The 19,947-nt window shown below is 68.2% G+C and carries 22 protein-coding genes; 7 read left to right on the top strand and 15 right to left on the bottom strand.

Going from position 1 to position 19,947, the window contains the following annotated elements; all coding sequences use genetic code 11:
* Positions 1–2: 2 nt before the first annotated feature.
* The 10 genes from IT779_RS11700 to IT779_RS11655 form a co-directional block, all read right to left on the bottom strand.
* Entirely contained in the window at positions 3–1,052 is a 1,050-nt protein-coding gene (locus IT779_RS11700) for an MSMEG_0565 family glycosyltransferase (protein WP_196149642.1), read from the bottom strand.
* A complete protein-coding gene (locus tag IT779_RS11695; protein WP_196149299.1) occupies positions 1,052–1,906 on the bottom strand; it encodes a carbon-nitrogen hydrolase family protein in 855 nt (284 codons plus the stop codon). Before IT779_RS11695 ends, IT779_RS11700 begins: the two co-directional genes overlap by 1 nt.
* 10 nt (positions 1,907–1,916) lie before the next feature.
* The gene (locus IT779_RS11690; protein ID WP_332838757.1) at positions 1,917–3,182 is read right to left on the bottom strand and encodes an MSMEG_0569 family flavin-dependent oxidoreductase; all 1,266 of its coding nucleotides are present in this window, start codon (positions 3,180–3,182) and stop codon (positions 1,917–1,919) included.
* Positions 3,179–4,105, bottom strand: coding sequence for a carbon-nitrogen hydrolase family protein (locus tag IT779_RS11685; protein WP_196149298.1), 927 nt, complete (start codon positions 4,103–4,105; stop codon positions 3,179–3,181). Before IT779_RS11685 ends, IT779_RS11690 begins: the two co-directional genes overlap by 4 nt.
* A complete protein-coding gene (locus IT779_RS11680) occupies positions 4,102–5,598 on the bottom strand; it encodes an MSMEG_0567/sll0787 family protein (protein WP_196149297.1) in 1,497 nt (498 codons plus the stop codon). Before IT779_RS11680 ends, IT779_RS11685 begins: the two co-directional genes overlap by 4 nt.
* A gap of 2 nt (positions 5,599–5,600) precedes the next feature.
* Positions 5,601–6,659, bottom strand: a complete 1,059-nt coding sequence (locus IT779_RS11675; RefSeq protein ID WP_196149296.1) for an MSMEG_0568 family radical SAM protein — start codon at positions 6,657–6,659, stop codon at positions 5,601–5,603.
* 9 nt (positions 6,660–6,668) lie between these two features.
* The gene (locus IT779_RS11670; protein ID WP_196149295.1) at positions 6,669–7,214 is read right to left on the bottom strand and encodes an MSMEG_0572/Sll0783 family nitrogen starvation response protein; all 546 of its coding nucleotides are present in this window, start codon (positions 7,212–7,214) and stop codon (positions 6,669–6,671) included.
* A gap of 377 nt (positions 7,215–7,591) precedes the next feature.
* Positions 7,592–7,891, bottom strand: a complete 300-nt coding sequence (locus IT779_RS11665) for a DUF6510 family protein (RefSeq protein WP_196149294.1) — start codon at positions 7,889–7,891, stop codon at positions 7,592–7,594.
* A 2-nt stretch (positions 7,892–7,893) separates the two neighbouring features.
* Positions 7,894–8,631 carry a ferredoxin reductase gene (locus IT779_RS11660; protein WP_332838756.1) on the bottom strand — a complete coding sequence of 246 codons (738 nt, stop codon included), beginning with the start codon at positions 8,629–8,631 and terminating at the stop codon, positions 7,894–7,896.
* Positions 8,601–9,200, bottom strand: a complete 600-nt coding sequence (locus IT779_RS11655) for a sulfite oxidase-like oxidoreductase (RefSeq protein ID WP_196149292.1) — start codon at positions 9,198–9,200, stop codon at positions 8,601–8,603. The genes IT779_RS11660 and IT779_RS11655 overlap by 31 nt, the downstream gene beginning before the upstream one ends.
* 224 nt (positions 9,201–9,424) lie before the next feature.
* Between IT779_RS11655 and IT779_RS11650 the strand changes: the two genes are divergently transcribed.
* Positions 9,425–9,979: an aggregation-promoting factor C-terminal-like domain-containing protein gene (locus IT779_RS11650; protein ID WP_196149291.1), complete on the top strand. Its 555-nt coding sequence runs from the start codon at positions 9,425–9,427 to the stop codon at positions 9,977–9,979.
* A 63-nt stretch (positions 9,980–10,042) separates the two neighbouring features.
* Positions 10,043–10,399, top strand: coding sequence for a helix-turn-helix domain-containing protein (locus IT779_RS11645; protein ID WP_196149290.1), 357 nt, complete (start codon positions 10,043–10,045; stop codon positions 10,397–10,399).
* Between the two features lie 9 nt (positions 10,400–10,408).
* Here IT779_RS11645 and IT779_RS11640 read toward each other — a convergent pair whose 3' ends face one another.
* The 3 genes from IT779_RS11640 to ilvD all read right to left on the bottom strand — a co-directional run bounded on the left by IT779_RS11640 (position 10,409) and on the right by ilvD (position 13,395).
* On the bottom strand, positions 10,409–11,002 hold the full coding sequence (locus IT779_RS11640; protein ID WP_196149289.1) for a ClpP family protease: 594 nt from the start codon (positions 11,000–11,002) through the stop codon (positions 10,409–10,411).
* Positions 10,999–11,601, bottom strand: coding sequence for a ClpP family protease (locus IT779_RS11635; RefSeq protein ID WP_196149288.1), 603 nt, complete (start codon positions 11,599–11,601; stop codon positions 10,999–11,001). Before IT779_RS11635 ends, IT779_RS11640 begins: the two co-directional genes overlap by 4 nt.
* An 84-nt stretch (positions 11,602–11,685) precedes the next feature.
* Complete coding sequence (gene ilvD / locus IT779_RS11630) at positions 11,686–13,395, bottom strand: dihydroxy-acid dehydratase (protein ID WP_196149287.1); 1,710 nt, start codon at positions 13,393–13,395, stop codon at positions 11,686–11,688.
* 76 nt (positions 13,396–13,471) lie between these two features.
* On the opposite strand from ilvD, the gene IT779_RS11625 reads away from it, so the two are divergent.
* On the top strand, positions 13,472–13,945 hold the full coding sequence (locus IT779_RS11625) for an NUDIX hydrolase (RefSeq protein ID WP_196149286.1): 474 nt from the start codon (positions 13,472–13,474) through the stop codon (positions 13,943–13,945).
* A gap of 154 nt (positions 13,946–14,099) precedes the next feature.
* Here IT779_RS11625 and IT779_RS11620 read toward each other — a convergent pair whose 3' ends face one another.
* Both IT779_RS11620 and IT779_RS11615 read right to left on the bottom strand, forming a co-directional pair.
* Complete coding sequence (locus IT779_RS11620; RefSeq protein ID WP_196149285.1) at positions 14,100–14,369, bottom strand: DUF2277 domain-containing protein; 270 nt, start codon at positions 14,367–14,369, stop codon at positions 14,100–14,102.
* Between the two features lie 104 nt (positions 14,370–14,473).
* Positions 14,474–14,908 carry a hypothetical protein gene (locus IT779_RS11615; RefSeq protein WP_196149284.1) on the bottom strand — a complete coding sequence of 145 codons (435 nt, stop codon included), beginning with the start codon at positions 14,906–14,908 and terminating at the stop codon, positions 14,474–14,476.
* Between the two features lie 316 nt (positions 14,909–15,224).
* Between IT779_RS11615 and IT779_RS11610 the strand changes: the two genes are divergently transcribed.
* The 4 genes from IT779_RS11610 to IT779_RS11595 all read left to right on the top strand — a co-directional run bounded on the left by IT779_RS11610 (position 15,225) and on the right by IT779_RS11595 (position 19,916).
* Positions 15,225–16,379, top strand: coding sequence for a transcription termination factor Rho, short form (locus tag IT779_RS11610; protein WP_196149283.1), 1,155 nt, complete (start codon positions 15,225–15,227; stop codon positions 16,377–16,379).
* A gap of 166 nt (positions 16,380–16,545) precedes the next feature.
* Positions 16,546–16,950, top strand: coding sequence for an effector-associated constant component EACC1 (locus IT779_RS11605; RefSeq protein ID WP_196149282.1), 405 nt, complete (start codon positions 16,546–16,548; stop codon positions 16,948–16,950).
* Positions 16,947–18,278 carry a caspase family protein gene (locus IT779_RS11600; RefSeq protein WP_196149281.1) on the top strand — a complete coding sequence of 444 codons (1,332 nt, stop codon included), beginning with the start codon at positions 16,947–16,949 and terminating at the stop codon, positions 18,276–18,278. The genes IT779_RS11605 and IT779_RS11600 overlap by 4 nt, the downstream gene beginning before the upstream one ends.
* Positions 18,279–18,308: 30 nt before the next feature.
* A complete protein-coding gene (locus IT779_RS11595; protein ID WP_196149280.1) occupies positions 18,309–19,916 on the top strand; it encodes a Clp protease N-terminal domain-containing protein in 1,608 nt (535 codons plus the stop codon).
* The last annotated feature ends 31 nt before the right edge of the window (positions 19,917–19,947 follow it).

Genomic DNA, 19,947 nt, shown 5'->3' with positions numbered 1-19,947 from the left:
TCTCAGGCGTGCACCGCGACTTCGGCGTAGAAACGCAGGTGGGCCGCGGCGGCGCGGTCCCAGTCGTATCCCCGTGCCAGCGCCCGCCCCTGCGCCGCACGCACCGGATCGGGGCGCAGGGCTTGCGCCAACCGCTCGGCCATCTCCGCGTGCGTGACGGCGTAAGTCACGGCGTCGCCGAATACTTCGCGTAGCACCGGCAGATCTCTGGCGACCACAGGCACGCCCGCGGCCAGCGCCTCCATGGCCGCGAGCCCGAAACCTTCCTTGGTCGAGAAGAACGGGACCACAGCCGCGCCTGCCACCACCCCGGGCAACTCCTGGTGCGGCACCGCGCCGAGTACGGTCGCCTCGATGCCGAGTTCGTCGGCGCGCGCGTCGAATCGGGCGCGGTAGTCGCGGTAGTCGAACAGGGTCTCGCCGCCCGCGAAGATCAACCGCAGGTCGGGCCGGTCGAGCAGCGCGAAGGCCTCGAGCAGGTCGATACTGCCCTTGCGCGGTTCGATGCCGCCCACCGCGAGGACGTACCGGCCCGCCGCGGGCCTGGCCGTGGCGAACCGCTGGTATTCGACACCGTTGGGAATCACGGTCGGCTCGAAACCCCAACGGGCGCGCACTTCTTCGGCCACGGCGCGCGAGACGCAGATCCTGGCGTATGGATCGACGATCGCGCGTTCGTGACAACGCGCGAGTTCGGGGGTGGTGAAATCATCGAGGTGGTGGATCGTGCGGACGCAGTCGCCGACGGCATTGGCGCTGATGCAGTCCTGCGCGTGCACCACGTCGTAGCTCTCCGATCGGAAGCCCTCTCGTAATGTGCTGATGGATCTCAGGATTCGCGCACCGACCGTCTCGTCGGGGTCGGCCGCGAAAGGCACGATCTCCACCCGCACCGACGGGTCGACCGGCCGGAAGAACGCGGTGTCCCCGCCGCGGCCGAGGGTGACCACCGTGACCTGCGCACCCGCCCGCGCCAGCGCCTCGGCCAGATTCAGCGTGTGCACCACGCCGCCGCGCGGTTTGGTGGAGTAGGTCAGCAGCGCTATGCGCATCATCGGTTCGCCCTGTCGCGCAATAGGTTGTGATAGGTGTCGGTGCGGCGTTCGTCCAAGTGCCGCAGTACCCGGCGGGCGCGGTCCACCTCGGCGTCGATATCGATGTCGGCCACCGCCAGACCGCCTTTGGACCAGGTCTTGGCGAGGATGTCACCACCGGGGCCGACCACCTTGGCCTGGCCGAGGAATCGCAGCGACCCGGTGACCCCGGTCTGGTTGGAAGAGGCGAGCACCACCTGGTTCTCGGCGGCGCGCGCCTGGTCGTAGAGGTCGAACAGGCGCGACTGCCGGTCGTTGGGCATGCGCGAGGCCCGATCGGTGACGCTGGCGGGCCAGGCCGACAGCGCCGCGATGGTGCGCGCACCGTCCAGTGCGAGGGTGCGCGCCGACTCGGGGAAGGTCTTGTCGTAGTCGATCAGCATGCCGAGGCGGCCCACCGGCGAATCGAAGGCCGCGAACCGGTCTCCCGCCGCGTAGGCCAGGTGTTCGCCCGCGGGCTGGTGCACCTTGCGGTGGCGGCCGAGCACGCCGTCGCCGGTGAGGCACACCGCGGCGTTGTATCGCCGCCCGCCCGCGGCGGCCTCCGCGTAGCCGACGCAGACCGTCATGTCCCCCGCCATCCGGCACAGCATCCTGATCTCCGGCCCGTCCGGGTCGATGGCCTCCGGCCAGCTCGCCGGATCGGGATTGCGCAGGTCACCGAGGTAGCCGCCGAGCGTGGCATCCGGCAGGACGAGCAGATCGACGCCGTCGGCGGCCAGTCGCTCCACGATGCCCGCGAGCTTGTCCAGCGCGCGACCGATATCCGCGCCGAAATGTCCGGCGACAGCCGCGATTCGAGTAGTGCCCATCGGAATCCGTTCAGGCCGCCGCGATATCCATGGCGCCGAGCGCGATGCGTTCGCCCAGGTATTCGGCATCCCTGGCGATGGCCGCGAAACGCCCTGAGCCCCAGGTATGCAGCCACGGGAGCCCGAGGAAGTAGAGCCCGGCGACGCCGGTGACCCCGCGGTTGTGGCAGGGATGACCCGCCCCGTCGAAGACGCCGACCCGCAGCCAGCGGTAATCGGTGCGGAAGCCCACCGACCAGATCACCGCCGATATGCCCGCCGCGGCCAGGTCGAGGGAGGTCGGTTCGCGCTCGGGCCGCCACACCGGGCGGTACCGCGCCTCCGTCGGCGCGGTGATGCCCGCACGGTCGATATAGGCGTCGATGCTGTTCTTGATGCCCTCGGCGACGGCATCGGCGGCGTCGAGTGAACGTTCCAGCGTCGGATCGAAAATCGCGGCGCCGCCGTCTACGTCGACCATGCGTCCGTAGAGATGCATGCCCTCCGACGCGAAGCGGCGCAGGTCGATATCGCGGCCGCCGCCGCGCCCGGTGACGTAGTGGTTGGTGTTCTCGCGTTTGCCGAGCCCGCCGGGCTGCTGCTGAATGGGAATGTCGTAATGGCCCATATCGTGCAGCCACGCCACGCAGTCCCGGCCGCGGTAGAACCGTGCGACCCTCGGCGCGTTCCCCGTGGCCAGATGGACCGTGCGACCTTCGAGGTGCAGATCCTCGGCGATCTGCGCACCGGACTGCCCGGTCCCGACCACGAGCACAGCGCCGTCGGGAAGCGCGGCCGCACTGCGGTATTCGGCCGAATGCAGCGCGACGATATCGGGCGGCAACTTCTCGGCGAAGCGCGGAATCGTCGGGATGTGATAACCGCCGACCGCGACCACGACCTGATCGCAGCGCAGCGGCCCGGCGGTGGTCTCGATGTCGAATCCACCGCCCGGCGCCTGCGTGACCGCGCTGACCTCGACGTGTTCACGCACCGGAGGATCGAAGGTGTCGGCGTAGCCGCGCACCCAGTCGTAGACCTCGGCGCGGGTCATGAAACCGTCGGGATCACCGCCCGCGTAGGAGTAGCCGGGGAGCGCGCACTGCCAGTTCGGGGTCACCAGCGTGAAATTGTCCCAGCGCCCGTCACGCCATTCGTGGGCGACGGTATCGCGTTCGAGGACAACGTGATCGATGCCGCGCGCGGTGAGATGCCAGCTCACCGACAGTCCCGCCTGACCGCCGCCGATCACGACGACCTCGCGATGTTCCACGGCCGCCGAAGAATTCGCGCTCACGGCAGCACTCCCGCGGACACCAGATCCGGCGCGTCCGGGCGCCCGACCACCCCGTGCCGCTGCACCACCCGGTGGTACAGCTCGGGTCGCCGGTCGCGCAGGTTGTACATGCCGCCGCCGCGCGCCTGTTCCAGAGCCGCAGCGACATCGACGGCAGCCGTGGCCAATCCGGGTTCGACACCGGTGTCGGCCAGTACCTCGCCGCCCGGTCCGACCACTTTCGCGCTGCACACGAAACGCAGCGACCCGAAGGTGCCCGCCTGATTCGAGGCGACCCACACGACCTGGTTCTCCACCGCGCGGGCCCGGTCGTAGATGTCGAAACGCTGCTTCCAGCGGTCCTCCTCCATCCGTTCGACGGTCGCCGTGCGCGCGGTCGGCCACGCCGAGAGCGAGGTGATGATCTCGGCGCCGTCGAGCGCCAGGCTGCGCGCGGCCTCCGGGAACGCCTTGTCGTAGCAGATCTGCATGCCGAGCCTGCCGACCGGAGTGTCGAAGGCCCGATACTCCGAACCGGCCGCGTAGCAGAGGTTTTCGCCGAGCGGCTGGTGCACCTTGCGGTAGGAGCCGAGGATGCCGTCACCGCTGAGGGTCACCGCCGCGTTGTAGCGGGTCTCCCCGTCGGCCTCGCAGAAACCGAGGGTGACGACCAGATCACCCGCCATGGCGATGACGCGGCGCAGTTCGGGTCCGTCCAGTTCGAGGGCGGGCGGCAGACTGCGCAATCTGCGCTGTTTGGCCTCCTCGGTCTCCGCGCCGCCGCCGAGGCTCGGCAGGTAGCCGCCGAGGCATGCCTCGGGCAGGACGAGCAGACCGCTGCCGCGCGCCCGCGCCTGTTCCATCAGCGCACCGATGGTGCGATAGCACGCGTCCATGTCGCGGCCGAATTCGGCGGCGGCGACGGATATCGTGAGCTCGCTCATGATTGCCCCAATCCGGTGACGGCGCCGGGCACCGCGACCGTTGTCGTCCCGTCGGGCCAGCGCAAGCCGACCCCCGGTGTCGAGGTGAGTACTCCGCAGAGCGCGGAAGTGGCGGGTCCGGCCTGCGCGACGGACGCGCCGGGCCGGTCGGCGGTGATCATGGCGAAACCCGGAAAGCAGGTGATCCATTCCGCCACGGTGGTATTCGACGGTCGCGGAATACGCGCGACCTCCAGTTCGGCGCCTACGCCGCTCGCCTCGGCGAGCATGCCGATGGTGCCCGCCAGGCCCGCCATGCTGACGTCCTTGGCCGCGTGCGGCGCGGTGCGCGCCACGAACCGGCCCATCGCGCGCAATTCCGCGCCGTCCCGATGCGAGGACGAATCCCATTGCCGCCCCGTGTATCCCGGACGCCAGCCGCCGCTGAGGTCGGCGGTCAGTCGGATCTCGTCGCCGAGCCGACCACCGCCGCCCGGCACCGGCCGCTCGGTGCGGCCGAGGGCGGTCACCGACAGCGCCGCGGGCACGCCGAGTTGGGTGTGTCCACCGAGTACCGGCACGTCCCAGGTGCGCGCCGCGCGGGCCAGACCACGCAACACCCTGGTCAGCAGCGACTTGGTCGGCGCGCCGACAGCGTCGAGCATGCCGACCGGATGCGCGCCCATAGCGGACAGATCGTTGAGATTGACCAGCGCCGCGCACCATCCGGCCCATTCCGGATCGCGTTCGACCATGGACGGGATGATGGCGTCGCAGGCCGCGATCAGGTCGCTGCCCGGCACCGGTGCACCGTCATCGCCGCGAAATCCGTTGCCGCCCAGCGTCATGGCGTGGCCATCCAAGGGCGCGAGCGCCTCGGACAGAACGGACTTGGTGGCTTCGACCAGCCGACGCACCCGGTCGATGGGCCAACGCATACTCCGGTGTTCGACACCGCCGACTTCGCACCTGCCCAGATCGGTCCAGCCGAGGCGCGTGAACAGGGGCGCGTACCGGCTCTGCACCGTCGCCTCGAAACGCAGCACATGCTCGGTCTCGGCGCACGCGCAGGCCGCGCGGACCAGCGCCTGCCCGACGCCGCGAGTGCGCAGGCGACCGTCGACGACCAGCCTGCTGCCGGTCCACCAGCCGATATCGGTCTCGGTAGCGGGCGCGAGCCGCACCCCGCCGAGCAATTCACCCTCGGGGGTGAGAGCGACCAGTACGCGGGCGCGCGGGTCGTCATCGATGTCGTCGGCATCGGAACCGGTGAACAGACCCTGCTGGACCACGAAGTTCTCCCGACGCAGCGCCCGGTAGGCCGCAAGCAACGGCCGGTCGGCCACGCGTATCAGGAACGGCGGACTCGGCGCGCGGCCGGAAAGGACGCAGTCGGCCGCCGATGAGACCGGTTGCGCGGCAAGATGATCTGTCCAAGCGCCCGATTCCGCGCCGCTGCGCGCCGGGAACTCCGCGCGAAGCACTCCCGTGCGGGCCGCCTCTGTGCGAGCCATGGTCAGCCTCCCGCCGCGCCGAGAACACTGCAAGCGCCACAGGCCGCGCAGCCCGCCTTCTGCTCCGCGCCGAGCATGCCCGCGCGCCGCAGCGCCGCGCCCACCCTGCGACTGACCTGTTCGAGCAGCGCCGCCGGTGGCGCGACCGCGCCGTCGACGTCGACCGCCAGCGTCCCCGCCAACGGCCGGAACGGCACAACGAACGGGTACACGCCCATGTCGATGAGTTCGATCGCGCCCGCGACGAGTTCGTCCGGATCCTCGCCGAGACCGACCAACAGATACGTGGAAACCTGGTTGCGGCCGAAGATCCGAACCGCCTCCGTCCACGCCGTGCGGTATTCGCTCAGCGGCACCGTCGCCTTGCCAGGCAGCCAGCGCCCGCGCACCTCGTCGTCCAGTGACTCGACGTGAATTCCGATGGAATCGGCTCCGGCCGAACGTAATTCGGACAGTGTCGCCAGATCGCGTGGCGGCTCGCACTGCACCTGGATCGGTAGGTCGGGCACCGCGGCCCGCACCGCACGCACACAGCGCGCCAGATGCCGCGCCCCGCGATCGGCCGCAGCGGAGGTTCCGGTGGTCATGACCATCTGCCCGACCCCGTCGAGTTCCACCGCCGCCGCGGCCACCTCGGCCAGTTGGTCGGGACGTTTGACGGCGATGGTGCTGCCCGCCCGCAGCGATGCCTCGATCGAGCAGAATCGGCAGCGCTGGTCCTCGCCGTAGCGGATGCAGGTCTGCACCACGGTGGTGGCGAGCACGTCGGCGCCGTGTAGTTTGGCGATCTTCTCGTAGGCGATGCCGTCGGCGGTGCGCAGGTCGTAGAAGCGAGGGCGGCGCACCGGCTCGATCGCGACGCCGAGGTCGGCGCCGTCGAGAAGCAGTCGGTCGGAACGGATCTCGTACGGGCTGTCGGAGCGGATGGGGATGGCAGCGCCCGCACCCCCGATCAGGACGTGACCGTCATCGCTCGGCCCGGCCCCGGATCGGCGCTGCACCGGTACCTCGACGCGAATTCCGAGCAGTGCGAGATCTACTCGTGTGGACAGGTCGGTCATGGTTGGCGCCTAGAGTTGGTAGGTCGAGTTGATGATCGCGCCCTTGCGCGCGTAGTGGATCAGCGCGTCCTGCACGTCCAGCGGATGCGCCGGTATCACGCCTTCGATCAGGTCCTCTTCCCGCGCGCCGTGCAACGCGAGGCCGAAGCGGCAGGCGAAGACCTTGCCGCCCTCGCCGATGAAGGTGGACAGCGCCTGGTTGATGTTCTGTTCGCCGGGGAAGCCGCTGTCGCCGGTGGTCGGGAAGCCGCGGGTGGCAACACAATTGATGGCGCCGGGGCCGTAGAAGTAGATCGCCGAGTCGAAGCCCTTGCGCAGCGCGCGAGTGGCCTGCAGGATCGCGACGAAGCTGACCGAGGACTCGTGCGCGATGCCGTGCACGAGGGTGAAATAGGTTTCGCCCGCCTCGGCCTGGTAGTCGGGGAAGATCTTGGTCGAGCCGTAGATGTTGGTGCCCTTGGGCAGTGCCGGATGCGGGATCTCGGCGAGGGATTTGGCGATGTTCTCCTCGATCTGCTTGTCGATCTCCGCCGTCGATGTGGTCGGTGCGGCCATGGGTGCTCCTGATGTCCTCGAATGCCGCGCGTGGGAACCGATGCCGTGCGCGGCGCTGAATGCGGTGGAAAGGTATGGCTGCGTCCGTGTCCGGTACGAGCCGATGCCTATGAGTTCACGCCTGCGGCATTGCCGTTTGGTCACATCGGGACGAATTGGGCATTACCGGACGCTCACCACGCCGATCCACCCCGACAACACGGAAAGATGCTGTCCAGCAGCATAATTGGATCAGAACAAGTACGCCCGCACACGTCCCGCGACACGCACGAGTCGCTACCGGTTAACCATTCTCCTGGGAGTTCGCGGACCCGTGTTAACACCGTGCGCACACATTAGGCCGCGACAGTTACCCAGCCGAAACACCCTGGAATTCGTCAGAACCCCTCCGGCGCGGGCAGACACAGCGCCGCGCCATCCCCGAGATCGAACCAGCGACCCGACGGCGTGGCGGTGAGCCGCAGCACGATCGCCGAACAGGACGCGCACCGCACCACCGCGCCCGGACCGTTGAGATACACCATGGCCCGCGCCAGCGGCTCGGTCGCGCCGCAGGCGCCGCACCGGCACGCGCACACCGTCACATCGCCGACGAAGACCTCCGACAGCGGACCCGCCAGCGCATTGCCGTCGACGTGGATATCGTCCGCATAGTGCCGTGCCGACTGTTCGCGCATGACTATCTCCCACTCGGTCCGAAACGCTCGGTTCTGACCCGCGCCGGATCGTGGCCAACGGAAACCAGTGCGGCGGCGACGGATTCGACGAATCCCGTGGGCCCGCACACATAGCAGGTCACCCCGGGCGCGGGCGCGAGTCCGTGCTCGAGCAATTCCGCGGTCGACAGTCGCCCCGGCGAGCGCGGGTCACCGGGCGGCGCCAGACGCGAATAGGCGAGGAACAGATCGGGATCGGTGACCAGTTCCTCGCGGTAGTACAACTGCCCCGGATCACGCAGCGCGTAGACGGTCCTGACCCGCGCGTCCGCCGCCGAGAGCCGCCGCGCCCGCAGCATCGCCATGATCGGCACGATGCCCGAACCACCCGCGACCAGCAGCGCCGAGCCGCCGTCGGCGGGATCCCACACGAACCAGCCGCCGACCGGCCCCCTGATCTCGATGCTCTCCCCCACCTCGAGCCCGTCCACCAGATATCCCGACACCTCGCCGTCGGGCACCCGCTGCACGGTCAGCTCGATCAGGTCGTCCTCGGCGGGCGCGGCGATCGAGTAGCTGCGCTCGGCACGGTAGCCGTCGGGTGCGGTGAGCCGCACGTCCACGTGCTGACCGGGCAGATGGCCCGGCCAGCGGTCGACGCGCAGGGTGAGGGTGCGCGCCGCGGCGGTCTCGAATCGCGCGGCGACCAGTTCGGCCGCGCGCCACCCGGTCAGTCGCCCTGATACCGCTGCTCGCGCCACGGGTCTCCGTACTCGTGATATCCGGCGTTCTCCCAGAATCCGGCCTCGTCCTCGTCGAGCAGGCGGATCTCGGTGACCCATTTGGCCGACTTCCAGAAATACAGGTGCGGAACCAGCAGCCGCGCCGGGCCGCCGTGTTCCGGTGCGAGGTCGCGTCCGTCGAAGCGGTGCACGATCCACGCCTTGCCGTCGGTGAGGTCCTCGAGCGGCATATTCGTGGTGTAGCCGCCGTAGCTCACGGCCAGCGCGTAGTCGGCCTGGGTCGGCACCCGGTCCAGCAGGGTGTCCAGGGAGACGCCGACCCAGTCGGTGTCGAGTTTGGACCAGCGGGTCACGCAGTGGATATCGACGTGCGGACTGCTCTGCGGCAGGTCGAGGAATTCCGGCCAGGTCCAGCGGTGCCTGCCGCCGGTCTCGTCGACGATGGTGAACGTCCAGGTGTCGAGGTCGACGCGCGGTGTCGGGCCTGCCGAAAGGACCGGGAAGTCCTCGGTGCGGTATTGCCCAGGCGGCAGTCGGTCGTCGGCCGGGCGGGCGTGGCCGCGGAATCCCGGGGAGAAGACGCTCATGCCCCGCTCCTTCCGATCCTCCGGCACGGGACCGACCCGCGCCATGATCGACATCCTATGCCCGCTCCAACCGGGGCGCGCGGTTTGCCGAATAAGGACTGGACCGTAGCTACTGCCCGGAATCGCCGCATTTTCCGTACGACACGCCGGTGTCGCCTCCGACAACTGTCAGATAACTCCTGTTTTGCTCGGATATGGACATTCCGCGAAAGGAGCGTTCTCCGATGAAGCGTTTCCTGCTCGCCGCGATCACCGCCTGCGCGGGCGCGTTCTGCGTCGCCTGGCTCACGTCCGTGCCCGCCTCGGCCGCGCCATCGCCTACCCAGGCGCCGGGCGTCCTGGAGGACATTCCCCTCGCCGAGGCCGACATACCGGCCACCGACCTCCCCCGCACCGACTACCCCGTCGACGATCTCCCCACCGTCGAATCCGAACTGCCCGTCGAGGAGACCGACGGCGGAAAGACCACCGAATCCGCGGGCTTCCTGCTCCGCAACAGTCTGCGCGGGCTGGCGCTGACCGTGGTGCCACTGCCCCAATTCCCGGCCTTCGACGCCGTCATCACCAGGGAGAGCGGCTGGAACGTCTTCGCCATCAACCCGAGCAGCGGGGCATACGGCCTCGGCCAGGCGCTGCCCGCGTTCAAGATGTCCACCCACGGCTGGGACTGGCCGTTCAACCCGCTCACCCAGATCCGCTGGACCTACGACTACATGGTGCAGCGCTACGGCGGCCCCGATCAGGCGTGGGAATTCTGGCAGCGCAACCACTGGTACTGACCGGCGATTCCGCCGACAGCGTAACCGGCCGCCGCCCACCGACCCCGGCCATAGGATCGAGACATGACCGAGCATCCGCGACTGCACGCGATTCCCGGAGGACGCGAGGAAGACCGCCGGGACGCGCGGGAACCGTTGTGGCGCGAGGTCCTCGGTGCGCGGCTGCGCGAACTGCGCAGACTGCGCGCCGAGACGCTCGCGGAAACCGGTGGGCGAGCGGGGATCTCACCGCAGTACCTGTCCGAGGTCGAGCGCGGGCGCAAGGAGCCGTCGAGCGAGATGATCGCCGCGCTCGCGGGCGCGTTCGGCGTCAGCCTCGGCGAACTCACCGAACTGGTCGCCGACGACCTGCGAACCCGACGGCCCTCGGCCGTGCCCCGCGCGAACCTCGCCGCGAACCCCGTACTGCTCGCGGCCTGAAACCCTCTGTCAGCTCCGCGGTTCCATCACATAATCGGCCAATCCGTACGCCACCGCCGCCTCCGCCGTGAACACCCGGTCCCGATCGGTGTCGTGGCGCAGCCGCTCGACCGTCTGACCGGTGTGCCTGGCCAGCACCGACTCGATCTCCGCGCGCATCCGCACCAATTCGTCGGCCTGGATGATCAGGTCGGGAATCGCGCCGTGACCGCGCGCGGCGGGCTGGTGCAACACCACCCTGGCGTGCGGGAGCAACGCGCGCTTGCCCGCCGCGCCGCCCGCGAGCAGCACCGCGCCCACCGCGATGGCCTGCCCGACGCACGTGGTCTGCACCGGCGACGAGATGTGCTGAATCGTGTCGTACACCGCGAGCATCGAGGACAGGTCGCCGCCCTCGCAGTTGATGTAGAACTGGATGTCCTGCTCGGGACTCTCCGACTCCAGGTGCAGCAGCTGGGCGATCAGCGCGTTCGCGACACCCGAATCGATCGGGGTGCCGAGATAGACGATGCGCTCGGCCAGCAAGTGCGAGTAGATGTCGGTGATGCGCTCGCCGCCGCGCGGATGCTGGGCGATGACATTGGGAATCGTGTAGCTGCTCATGAGATTCCGATCCGGTGTCGCGGGGGCACGATCTGGGCGAAACTGTCCACGATGTGGTCGATGAAGCCGTATTCCGCGGCCTCGGCGGCGGTGAACCAGCGGTCGTGCAGCGAATCGTCGTAGACGCGGTCGAACGGTTGGCCGGTGTCGTCGGCGATGATGCGCAGCAAGGTGTCCACGGTGTAGCGCAGATCCTCGGCCTGCACCTCGACATCGACGGTGCTGCCGCCGATCCCGGCCGAACCCTGGTGCATGAGGATGCGCGCGTGCGGCAGCGCGAACCGCCTGCCCTTGTCTCCCGAGGACAGCAGGAACTGTCCGGCGCTACAAGCCAATCCGAGTGCGAGCGTGGACACCTCGCACGGGATCAGCCGCATCACGTCGCGGATGGCGAGCATCGCGGGCACCGAACCGCCCGGCGAATGTATCCACAGCGCGATACCGGCGTCCGGATCCTCGGCGGCGAGGGTGAGCAGTTGAGTCATCAGCAGGGTGCCGTTGTCGTCGTCGAGCGGACCGTCGAGCACCAGGATCCGGCGGCCGAGCAGTTGCTCTCGGGCGCGCCAACCGAACAGCGGGGTCTTGTCGTCGTGAGCCATGTCTCCACCGTGCCCGCTCACACCCCCGCCGCGGGTGCAACGCTGCTGTGAGCGGATCTGCTGTGAGCAGCGCGGATTCGCCGCTCAGCCGCAGACCGCGCCCACCGAGGCCGAACCGACCAGCTTGGTGTACTTGGCGAGTACGCCGCGGGTGTAGCGCGGCGGCAGCGGTTCCCAGTCGGTGCGGCGGGCGACGAGTTCTTCGGCGCCGACCTCCAGGTCGAGGGTGCCGTTCGCGACATCGAGGGTGATGCGGTCGCCGTCACGGACGAAAGCGACCGGTCCGCCGTCGACCGCCTCGGGCGCGATGTGCCCCACGCACAGTCCGGTGGTGCCGCCGGAGAATCGGCCGTCGGTCAGCAACAGCACTTCTTTGCCCAAGCCCGCACCTTTGATCGCGGCCGTGATGGCCAGCATCTCCCGCATCCCCGGCCCGCCCTTCGGCCCCTCGTACCGGATGACCACCACGTCGCCGCCGGTGATGGTGCCGTTCTCCAGCGCGTCCAACGCGGCCCGCTCGCGTTCGAAAACCCTCGCGGTGCCGGTGAACACGCTCGAATCGAAACCCGCCGACTTGACCACCGCGCCGCCGGGAGCCAGCGACCCGCGCAGGATCGTGATACCGCCCGTCGGATGGATGGGTGAAGTGATGGCGCGCAACACTTTTCCATCCGGATCCGGCGGGGCGATCGCGGACAGGTTCTCCGCCACCGTCTTCCCGGTGACGGTGAGGCAGTCACCGTGCAGCAGGCCCGCGTCCAGCAATGCCTTCATGGCCACCGGCACGCCGCCGATCCGATCCACATCGGTCATCACATAGCTGCCGAACGGTTTCACATCGGCCAGATGCGGCACGCGCGCACCGACTTTCGCGAAGTCGTCCAGGCTCAAAGGCACTTCGGCCTCGTGCGCGATGGCGAGCAGATGCAGCACCGCGTTGGTCGAACCACCGAAGGCCATCACCACCGCGATCGCGTTCTCGAACGCCTCGCGGGTCAGGATGTCGCGGGCGGTGATCCCGCGCCGCAGCAACTCCACCACCGCGAGGCCGCTGCGCCGCGCATACCCGTCGCGCCTGCGGTCGGTGGCGGGCGGCGCCGCGCTCCCCGGCAGCGACATGCCGAGCGCCTCGGCCGCGCTCGCCATCGTGTTGGCGGTGTACATGCCGCCGCACGCGCCCTCACCCGGGCAGATCGCACGCTCGATGGCATCGACATCCTCCCGCGACATCAACCCGCGCGCGCACGCGCCGACCGCCTCGAAAGCGTCGATGATCGTGACCTCGCGCTCGGTGCCGTCCGACAGTTTCGCGATACCGGGCAGAATCGAACCCGCGTACAGGAACACACTGGCCAGATCCAGTCGCGCCGCCGCCATCAACATCCCGGGCAGCGACTTGTCGCACCCCGCGAGCAGCACCGAACCGTCCAGGCGTTCGGCCTGCATCACCGTCTCCACGCTGTCGGCGATCACCTCCCGCGACACCAGCGAGAAATGCATGCCCTCGTGCCCCATGGAAATACCGTCCGACACCGAGATGGTCCCGAACTCCAGCGGATAACCGCCGCCCTCGAACACCCCGTCCTTGCACGCCTTCGCCAACCGGTCCAGCGACAGATTGCACGGCGTGATCTCGTTCCACGACGACGCCACCCCGATCTGCGATTTCGCGAAATCCGCGTCCCCCATCCCGACCGCCCGCAGCATCCCGCGCGCCGCCGTCTTCTCCAATCCATCGGTGACATCGCGACTGCGCGGCTTGATGTCGGCGCCGGGCCGGTTCGAGGTCGTCATGTTCGCAACCTACTCCCGCCGCACCCGCGCGGCGACGCCTTCGACGCGGGGTGTCGACACCGATACCGTCGCACCTATGGCGACACCCGATTTCATCCACACCATCCGCGCGAGCGCGGGACAGCAACTGCTGTGGCTGCCCGGCGTCTCCAGTGTGGTCTTCGACGACACCGGGCGCATCCTGCTCGGCCGCCGCGCCGACACCGGACGCTGGGCGGTTCTGGCGGGCATGCCGGAACCCGGCGAACAACCCGCCGCCTGCGCGGTGCGCGAGGTCTACGAGGAAACCGCCGTCCGCTGCGTGGTCGAACGCGTGGTACTCGTACGCGCCCTGCCCGCCCACACCTATCCCAACGGCGACATCTGCCAGTTCATGGACATCACGCTCGCGTGTCGCGCGGTCGGAGGGGAAGCCAAGGTCAACGACGACGAATCGCTCGAAGTGGGGTGGTTCCGCCCCGACGAGCTGCCCGAACTGCGTGAACACGACCGGTTCCGTGTCGAACGGGCGCTCGCCGACGAACCGACGTGGTTCGAGTCGGCGGGCTGACAGCCGAGCGCGGCGCACGCGGGCGCTGTCGGGGCGCCCGACTCAGCGCCGGATCAGGCGATGCCACCGGCGCGCTCGTCCGCAGGCACGAGACCTACGACAGGCGCGCCGATCGGTTCGAGACGTCGGAGCCGGATCCGCGGTCGGTCCCGACTCACCCGCGCGCCGCGACCCGCGCCTGCACCTCCGGCCTGCGCAACGGCGGCACCGTCTTCGGCGGCGCCTTCCGCTCGGGCAACCTGTCGAGCAGCCGATGCGTGGCAGCCGCGATCTCGGCCACCGCTTCCTCGACCACTACCCGATTCGAATCCGACACACTCGACAACCCGCCGACCTTGCGCACGTACTGCAACGCCGCCGCCTCGATCTCCGCCGAGGTAGCCGCAGGTTCGAGCCCACGTAGAGGTGTGATGTTCCGACACATACCCCGAGGCTAGCGCGCACCCCCGACACCCGCCCCCACCTCGCCCGATCCCCCGCCCCTCGGTCCGAGCCGACCGCCGAAGGTGGATGGGGTACGGCGCCGGATCAGGCCGGTTCCTCCGCGGTCGGTCGGCCTTGTGCGAGGATCCACTCGACCTGGAAGTCGGTCGAGGTGATTCTTTCCATTACGGCACCGGGGTACAGCCTCGCGTAGTCGGGGAGTTCGGCGGTGTCCGTGGAGGTCGGCTCGGCGGTGCCCACAGGGCCCGCTGCGGAATGTTCCACTCGGCGGCATTCGTAGCCGCCTGCGTCGAGTTCGACGAAGATGCGCAGCGGGCCGGTGGGTTCGGCGCGGGTGGTGATCTTGCGGTAGCGCATGCCTGGTTCGTCCGGTTCGAAATCCTGGGCGGCGGCGATCGCGGCGGCGCGGGTGATAGTGGGCTCACCGCGACCGCGAGCGTATTCGGAACCGTTCGTGCCGCCGGTCGAGCTGTCCGTACCTGACGGGACGGCGTCGGGGGGCGGCAGCTGGAGTTCCATGGGCCGCAATGTACTACGTGCCGCCGACAGGTTCTCGAAGCGAGGGCGGAGCGGGGCGAACAGGTCGGGGAACAAACGGGCAGCGTTGCGTGTTGTCGAGGATGGCGCTACCGTAGAGGCGTCTTCATTTCGCGGATGTAGGTGACTACTTCCCACCCGCGAGAGTTCACATTCGCCACGGCGGTCTCACGGTTCGTGCAATTCGGCGAGGTATCCGGCTCCGACGAGTCCGTACCGCCGCTATCGGCACGAGCGTCGAGCGCCATTCCCGGCGGCATTCATGGCGGCCGCTCACACTCTCATCAGGAGAAAAATCATGCGTAACAACACTGTTCATACCGAGGAATACCTGCTCGCGGAGAATCCCGCGGCCGCAGTCACCGAGATACTCGATATCGTCGACAATCGCGCGACCTTGCGGGTCGAGGGGTATCTGCCCGGTCCCGACGATGTCCACGTTCCACCGCGCCTGATCCGCGAATACGGATTGCGGCGCGGCGATATCGTGACCGGTACCGCCGGAGCCAAACGCGACACCGCGAAGTTCGCGCCGCTGGTCGGCGTCATCGAAATCAACGGGCTACCGCCCGGAAATGCCTCGCGGCGGGCGCATTTCGCCGATCTGACGCCCATATACCCGAGGGACCGCCTGCGGCTGGAGACCGAACCGCACGAGCTGACCACCCGTGCCGTCGACCTCGTCATGCCGGTCGGCAAAGGACAGCGCGCCTTGGTCGTCGCACCGCCGAAAGCGGGCAAAACCTCTGTCCTGCAAGCGATCGCGCACGGCATCGCCAAGAACCACCCGGAATGCCTGTTGATGCTGGTCCTGATCGGGGAACGGCCCGAAGAGGTGACCGACCTGTCCCGCGCGGTGCCCGCCGAGGTCGCCGCAGCGACCTTCGACCAGCCCGCCCACGAACACATCGCCCTGGCGGAACTCGCCATCGAACGCGCGAAACGCCTGGTCGAAGCCGGTAAGGACGTGGTCGTGCTACTCGACTCGCTGACCCGCCTCGCCCGCGCCTACAACCTCGCCTCCTCCGGGTCCGGCCGCATCCTCACCGGCGGGGTCGACGCAGGCGCGCTCGCCCCGCCGAAGAAATTCCTCGGCGCGGCCCGCAATATCGAGAACGGCGGCTCGCTGACCATCATCGCCTCCGCGCTCGTCGAAACCGGTTCGGTCGCCGACACCGTGATCTTCGAGGAATACAAGGGCACGGGTAATGCCGAACTCAAACTCGACCGCCATATCGCCGACCGCCGCCTGTTCCCCGCTGTCGACGTCGATCGTTCCAGCACCCGCAAAGAAGAACTGCTGCTGTCCCCCGACGAACTCACCGCAACCCGCACCCTGCGCAAAACCCTCGCGGGCCGCGATCCGCAGCAGGCGCTCGAACTACTGCTCACCGGTCTCCGCCAAACCGAGACGAATTCCGAATTCCTCACCCAGATCCGCACGGCGAGCTGAGAAGTCACGCGTACCACCGCCCATCCTCCGAACGACGCACCCACCTGCCGCGGCGTTGTCCATCGAACAGACGACCTCGAATCACGCCGTAGGATCTATAGTGGGTGCTCGAATCCGCTGATGTGAGAGGCAGACCACAGTGGTAGGGGAGGTCAGGATCTCGGTCGTGTCCGCGACCGGTCACAACGACCTGGACGGTATCGAAAATCTCGCGGCATGGCTGCGCGGTGAACACGAACTGGCGGGCCGCGTGCGGCTGTCGCGCGCCGCGCCGCGCCCCGGCGAAATGGGCACGCTCACCGACGCGTTGATCGTCTCGGTCGGTGCGGGCGGCGCGCTGACGACGCTCGCCTGGTCGCTACGGGCATGGTTCGCGCAACCACACCGTGCGAATGTGTTCGTGAAAGTCACCGGCGCGGACAACCGTGTCGTCGAAATCGACGCAGAAAGCGCGCGCACCAAGGACGTCCAGAAACTACTGGCGACCGCTCTGGAGGCGGGCCACGCGCCACGCCCGGCGAATGGTCTCGAAGCGCCGACAACACCGAACGCCGTGGAGCCGACCACGTGAAACTCCCCGACGGACACCGATCCCGCGGTGTTTTGATCGGTACGAGCCAGTATTCCGACGACCGGTTGCCGCCCCTGCACGCGGTGACCGCGACCGTCGACGCCCTGCGCGCCGCGCTGACCGATCCCGACTACGGCATTCTGCCGCCGGAGAATTGCACGGTGCTCGCCGACGAGGGTGATCTGCGGCAGGTCGGGATCGCGCTGCGCACCGCGGCGCGCCAAGCCGAGGATCTGCTGCTGATCTTCTACTCGGGCCACGGATTGACCAGCGGCCTGCGCCACGACCTGTATCTGGCGTTGCGCGACAGCGATTTCGCCGAACCCGAGTTCAACGCCCTCGAGTACGACAAACTGCGCGGCGCGGTGCTCGACAGCCCGGCCAAGACGAAGGTGATCATTCTCGACTGCTGTTTCGCGGGCCGCGCGGTCAGCCAGACCATGGCCGCCGCGGACGCCGCGTTCACGCAGCAGACCGAGGTCGGCGGCACGTATGTGCTCACGGCCGCGCCGCGCGACAAGGTGGCGCTGGTTCTCGACGGTGAGGAGCACACCGCGTTCACAGGTCGATTGCTGCGTTTGCTTACCGACGGCGTGCCCGAGGCGTCGGAACTGCTCTCCATCGATGACCTCTACCGCCATCTGTACCGGACCATGCAGGCCGAGGGCCTGCCGATCCCGCAGAAGCACGGCACCCTGAACGCCGATGAACTCGCTCTCACGCGCAATCGCGCGTTCGCCGCGACGGCCGCACCCGAATTGCAGGCGCGGCGTTCGGAAATCCGGAAACGCGCGTTCGAAGGCGAATGGAGCGCCTCGATCGCCGAGTTGCGCGATATTCACACGCGACAAGCCCGGATACTCGGAGCCGAACATCAGGACACACTTCTGACGCTGCAACTCATCGGGCGGTGCGAAAGCGCGTCGGGCAATCCGGAACAAGGGATTGTGACACTATCCGAATTGCTCCGAGTCGAGAGCGCCACGCTCGGTTCCGAGCATCCGCAGACTTTGACGACCCGTCAGATCCTCGCCGTCGCCACCGGAGAGTCAGGGGCGCGTGGCGAGGCCGTCGATATGCTCCGGATTCTGCTGCCGGTCCGTCGTCGGGTACTGGGTCCCGACGATGACCATGCGTGCCGCACCGCGCACATGTTGGCACGCAACCTGATCGCCATCGGTGAGCTCGCCGAGGCCGAGGCGATACTTTGCGAGGTCGTGGCCGTTCGGGAGCGGATTCTCGGTACCGAGCACCCGCACACCGTCCGCACCCGCCGCGATCTCGACTCGTTGGTCGCAGCGGGTGTCTCGGATCACGAACGCGGATGAGCCGGCTGGATACCCGAGGGAGAGTCGACAGTGTTCGAGAGATTCAATGACGAAGCGCGGCACGCCATTATCCTGGCTCAGGAAGAAGCCCAGGCGCTCGACCACCACTACATCGGCACAGAACACCTCCTGCTCGGTCTGATCTTCGACCCCGGGTGCATGGCGGCCAAGTCGCTGGAATCTCTCGGAATCTCGCTGATCGAGGTGCGCAGCCAGGTCGAGGACATCATCGGCCGAGGTCAGCAGCCCCCCTCCGGCCACATTCCGTTCGCCACGAGCGCCAAGAAAGTACTCGAACTCAGCCTGCGCGAAGCGCTGGCGTTCGGCCACAACTACATCGGCACCGAACACCTCCTGTTGGGAGTGATTAGACAGAACGACGGCGTCGGGGCATCGGTGCTGACCGAACTAGGAATCAGGCTCTCCGTCGCGCGCGAGACGGTCGTCGGTTTGCTGGCTGGACACACGAAGACGACCTCCACGAAATTCGAGGAAGAACCAGCCGAAGCCTCCCGACCTGCGACCGAGGCCCCACGCCGCGCGGCGACTACCCGGCCTTCACTGTTGCTCGACGAGTTCAGCCGTGATCTCACGCAGGCGGCCCGCGACGACGAACTGGACCTGGTCATCGGCCGCTCGCGAGAGATCGAGCGAGTCATGCAGGTACTCGGTCGCCGAACCAAGAACAATCCCGTGCTGATCGGCGAGCCCGGCGCGGGCAAGACGGCTGTGATCGAAGGACTGGCCCGCGCCATCGCGCGCGGCGAGGTGCCCTCGACTCTCGAGGACAAGCGAATCCAGGTTCTCGATATCCCCGCACTGTTCAGTGGCACAAGCGATCACCGAGCGGCCGAGGAACGGTTGGGCATGGCGCTAGCCGAGGCCGACGCGAAGGGGGAGTTCATCGTCGTCATCGACGAGTTGCACAGCGTGCCGCACGCGCGAGGCGCCCACCGTATCGGTGAGAGCGCACCGCTACTCGCACTCACGATGCGCTACAACAATATTCGTCTAATCGGCACCGCCACAGCGGAGTTCTACCGTGAGCACGTGGAAACCGATGTCGTGCTTGCCCGCGCACTGCAAACGATTCCGATCGCCGAGGCGTCGGTGGCCGAGACGGTCACGATCCTCCACACGGTGCGGCAGCGCTACGAAGCGTATCACGGGGTCGCCATCACCGAGGGCGCGCTCGCGGCTGCGGCGAGACTTGCCGAGCGGGACACCGCCGGACGGGTCCGGCCGGGCAGCGCGGTCGCCTTGATCGATGAGGCGGGATCGCGAATTCGTGTCCGCCACAGGATCGAGGCGCCGGAAACGCAAGCCCTGGACGCGCGGATCGCGGAGAGGCGGCGTGCGAAGGAAGCGGCCATCGATGACAGGAACTTCGAGGAAGCCGCGCGCCTGCGTGACAAGGAGAAGGAACTCGTCGCCGAGCGCGCCGAACAACTCGAGCAATGGCGCCAGACCAAACAGTCCTCGCCCTTGAACGTCGACGCCACCCTCATCGAGGAAGTGCACGCCGAATCGCTGCCCGCATCGATGAACCGGCGCGGTCGGCGCGCGCAGGCGAGCCTGCCCGCCGATATCGCCGCGACACTGATCGACGCCGACGCCGAGATCTGGTCCATGGTGTAGCCCCGAACCCTTGCCTTGACCTCGACGTCAA

Source organism: Nocardia bovistercoris, assembly GCF_015674855.1.
Lineage (GTDB): Bacteria > Actinomycetota > Actinomycetes > Mycobacteriales > Mycobacteriaceae > Nocardia > Nocardia bovistercoris.
Note: the sequence above shows the minus strand (reverse complement) of the source record. Positions and strands in the feature narration are given on the sequence as shown.

Bases quoted from the DNA above. Each gene is read 5' to 3' on its own strand.
- IT779_RS11685 (WP_196149298.1), bottom strand. From the start codon at position 4,105: ATGAGCGAGCTCACGATATCCGTCGCCGCCGCCGAATTCGGCCGCGAC.
- IT779_RS11695 (WP_196149299.1), bottom strand. From the start codon at position 1,906: ATGGGCACTACTCGAATCGCGGCTGTCGCCGGACATTTCGGCGCGGAT.
- IT779_RS11635 (WP_196149288.1), bottom strand. From the start codon at position 11,601: ATGGCTCACGACGACAAGACCCCGCTGTTCGGTTGGCGCGCCCGAGAG.
- IT779_RS11615 (WP_196149284.1), bottom strand. From the start codon at position 14,908: ATGGAACTCCAGCTGCCGCCCCCCGACGCCGTCCCGTCAGGTACGGAC.
- IT779_RS11650 (WP_196149291.1), top strand. From the start codon at position 9,425: ATGAAGCGTTTCCTGCTCGCCGCGATCACCGCCTGCGCGGGCGCGTTC.
- IT779_RS11700 (WP_196149642.1), bottom strand. From the start codon at position 1,052: ATGCGCATAGCGCTGCTGACCTACTCCACCAAACCGCGCGGCGGCGTG.
- IT779_RS11620 (WP_196149285.1), bottom strand. From the start codon at position 14,369: ATGTGTCGGAACATCACACCTCTACGTGGGCTCGAACCTGCGGCTACC.
- IT779_RS11645 (WP_196149290.1), top strand. From the start codon at position 10,043: ATGACCGAGCATCCGCGACTGCACGCGATTCCCGGAGGACGCGAGGAA.
- ilvD (WP_196149287.1), bottom strand. From the start codon at position 13,395: ATGACGACCTCGAACCGGCCCGGCGCCGACATCAAGCCGCGCAGTCGC.
- IT779_RS11655 (WP_196149292.1), bottom strand. From the start codon at position 9,200: ATGAGCGTCTTCTCCCCGGGATTCCGCGGCCACGCCCGCCCGGCCGAC.
- IT779_RS11670 (WP_196149295.1), bottom strand. From the start codon at position 7,214: ATGGCCGCACCGACCACATCGACGGCGGAGATCGACAAGCAGATCGAG.
- IT779_RS11640 (WP_196149289.1), bottom strand. From the start codon at position 11,002: ATGAGCAGCTACACGATTCCCAATGTCATCGCCCAGCATCCGCGCGGC.
- IT779_RS11680 (WP_196149297.1), bottom strand. From the start codon at position 5,598: ATGGCTCGCACAGAGGCGGCCCGCACGGGAGTGCTTCGCGCGGAGTTC.
- IT779_RS11665 (WP_196149294.1), bottom strand. From the start codon at position 7,891: ATGCGCGAACAGTCGGCACGGCACTATGCGGACGATATCCACGTCGAC.
- IT779_RS11610 (WP_196149283.1), top strand. From the start codon at position 15,225: ATGCGTAACAACACTGTTCATACCGAGGAATACCTGCTCGCGGAGAAT.
- IT779_RS11675 (WP_196149296.1), bottom strand. From the start codon at position 6,659: ATGACCGACCTGTCCACACGAGTAGATCTCGCACTGCTCGGAATTCGC.
- IT779_RS11625 (WP_196149286.1), top strand. From the start codon at position 13,472: ATGGCGACACCCGATTTCATCCACACCATCCGCGCGAGCGCGGGACAG.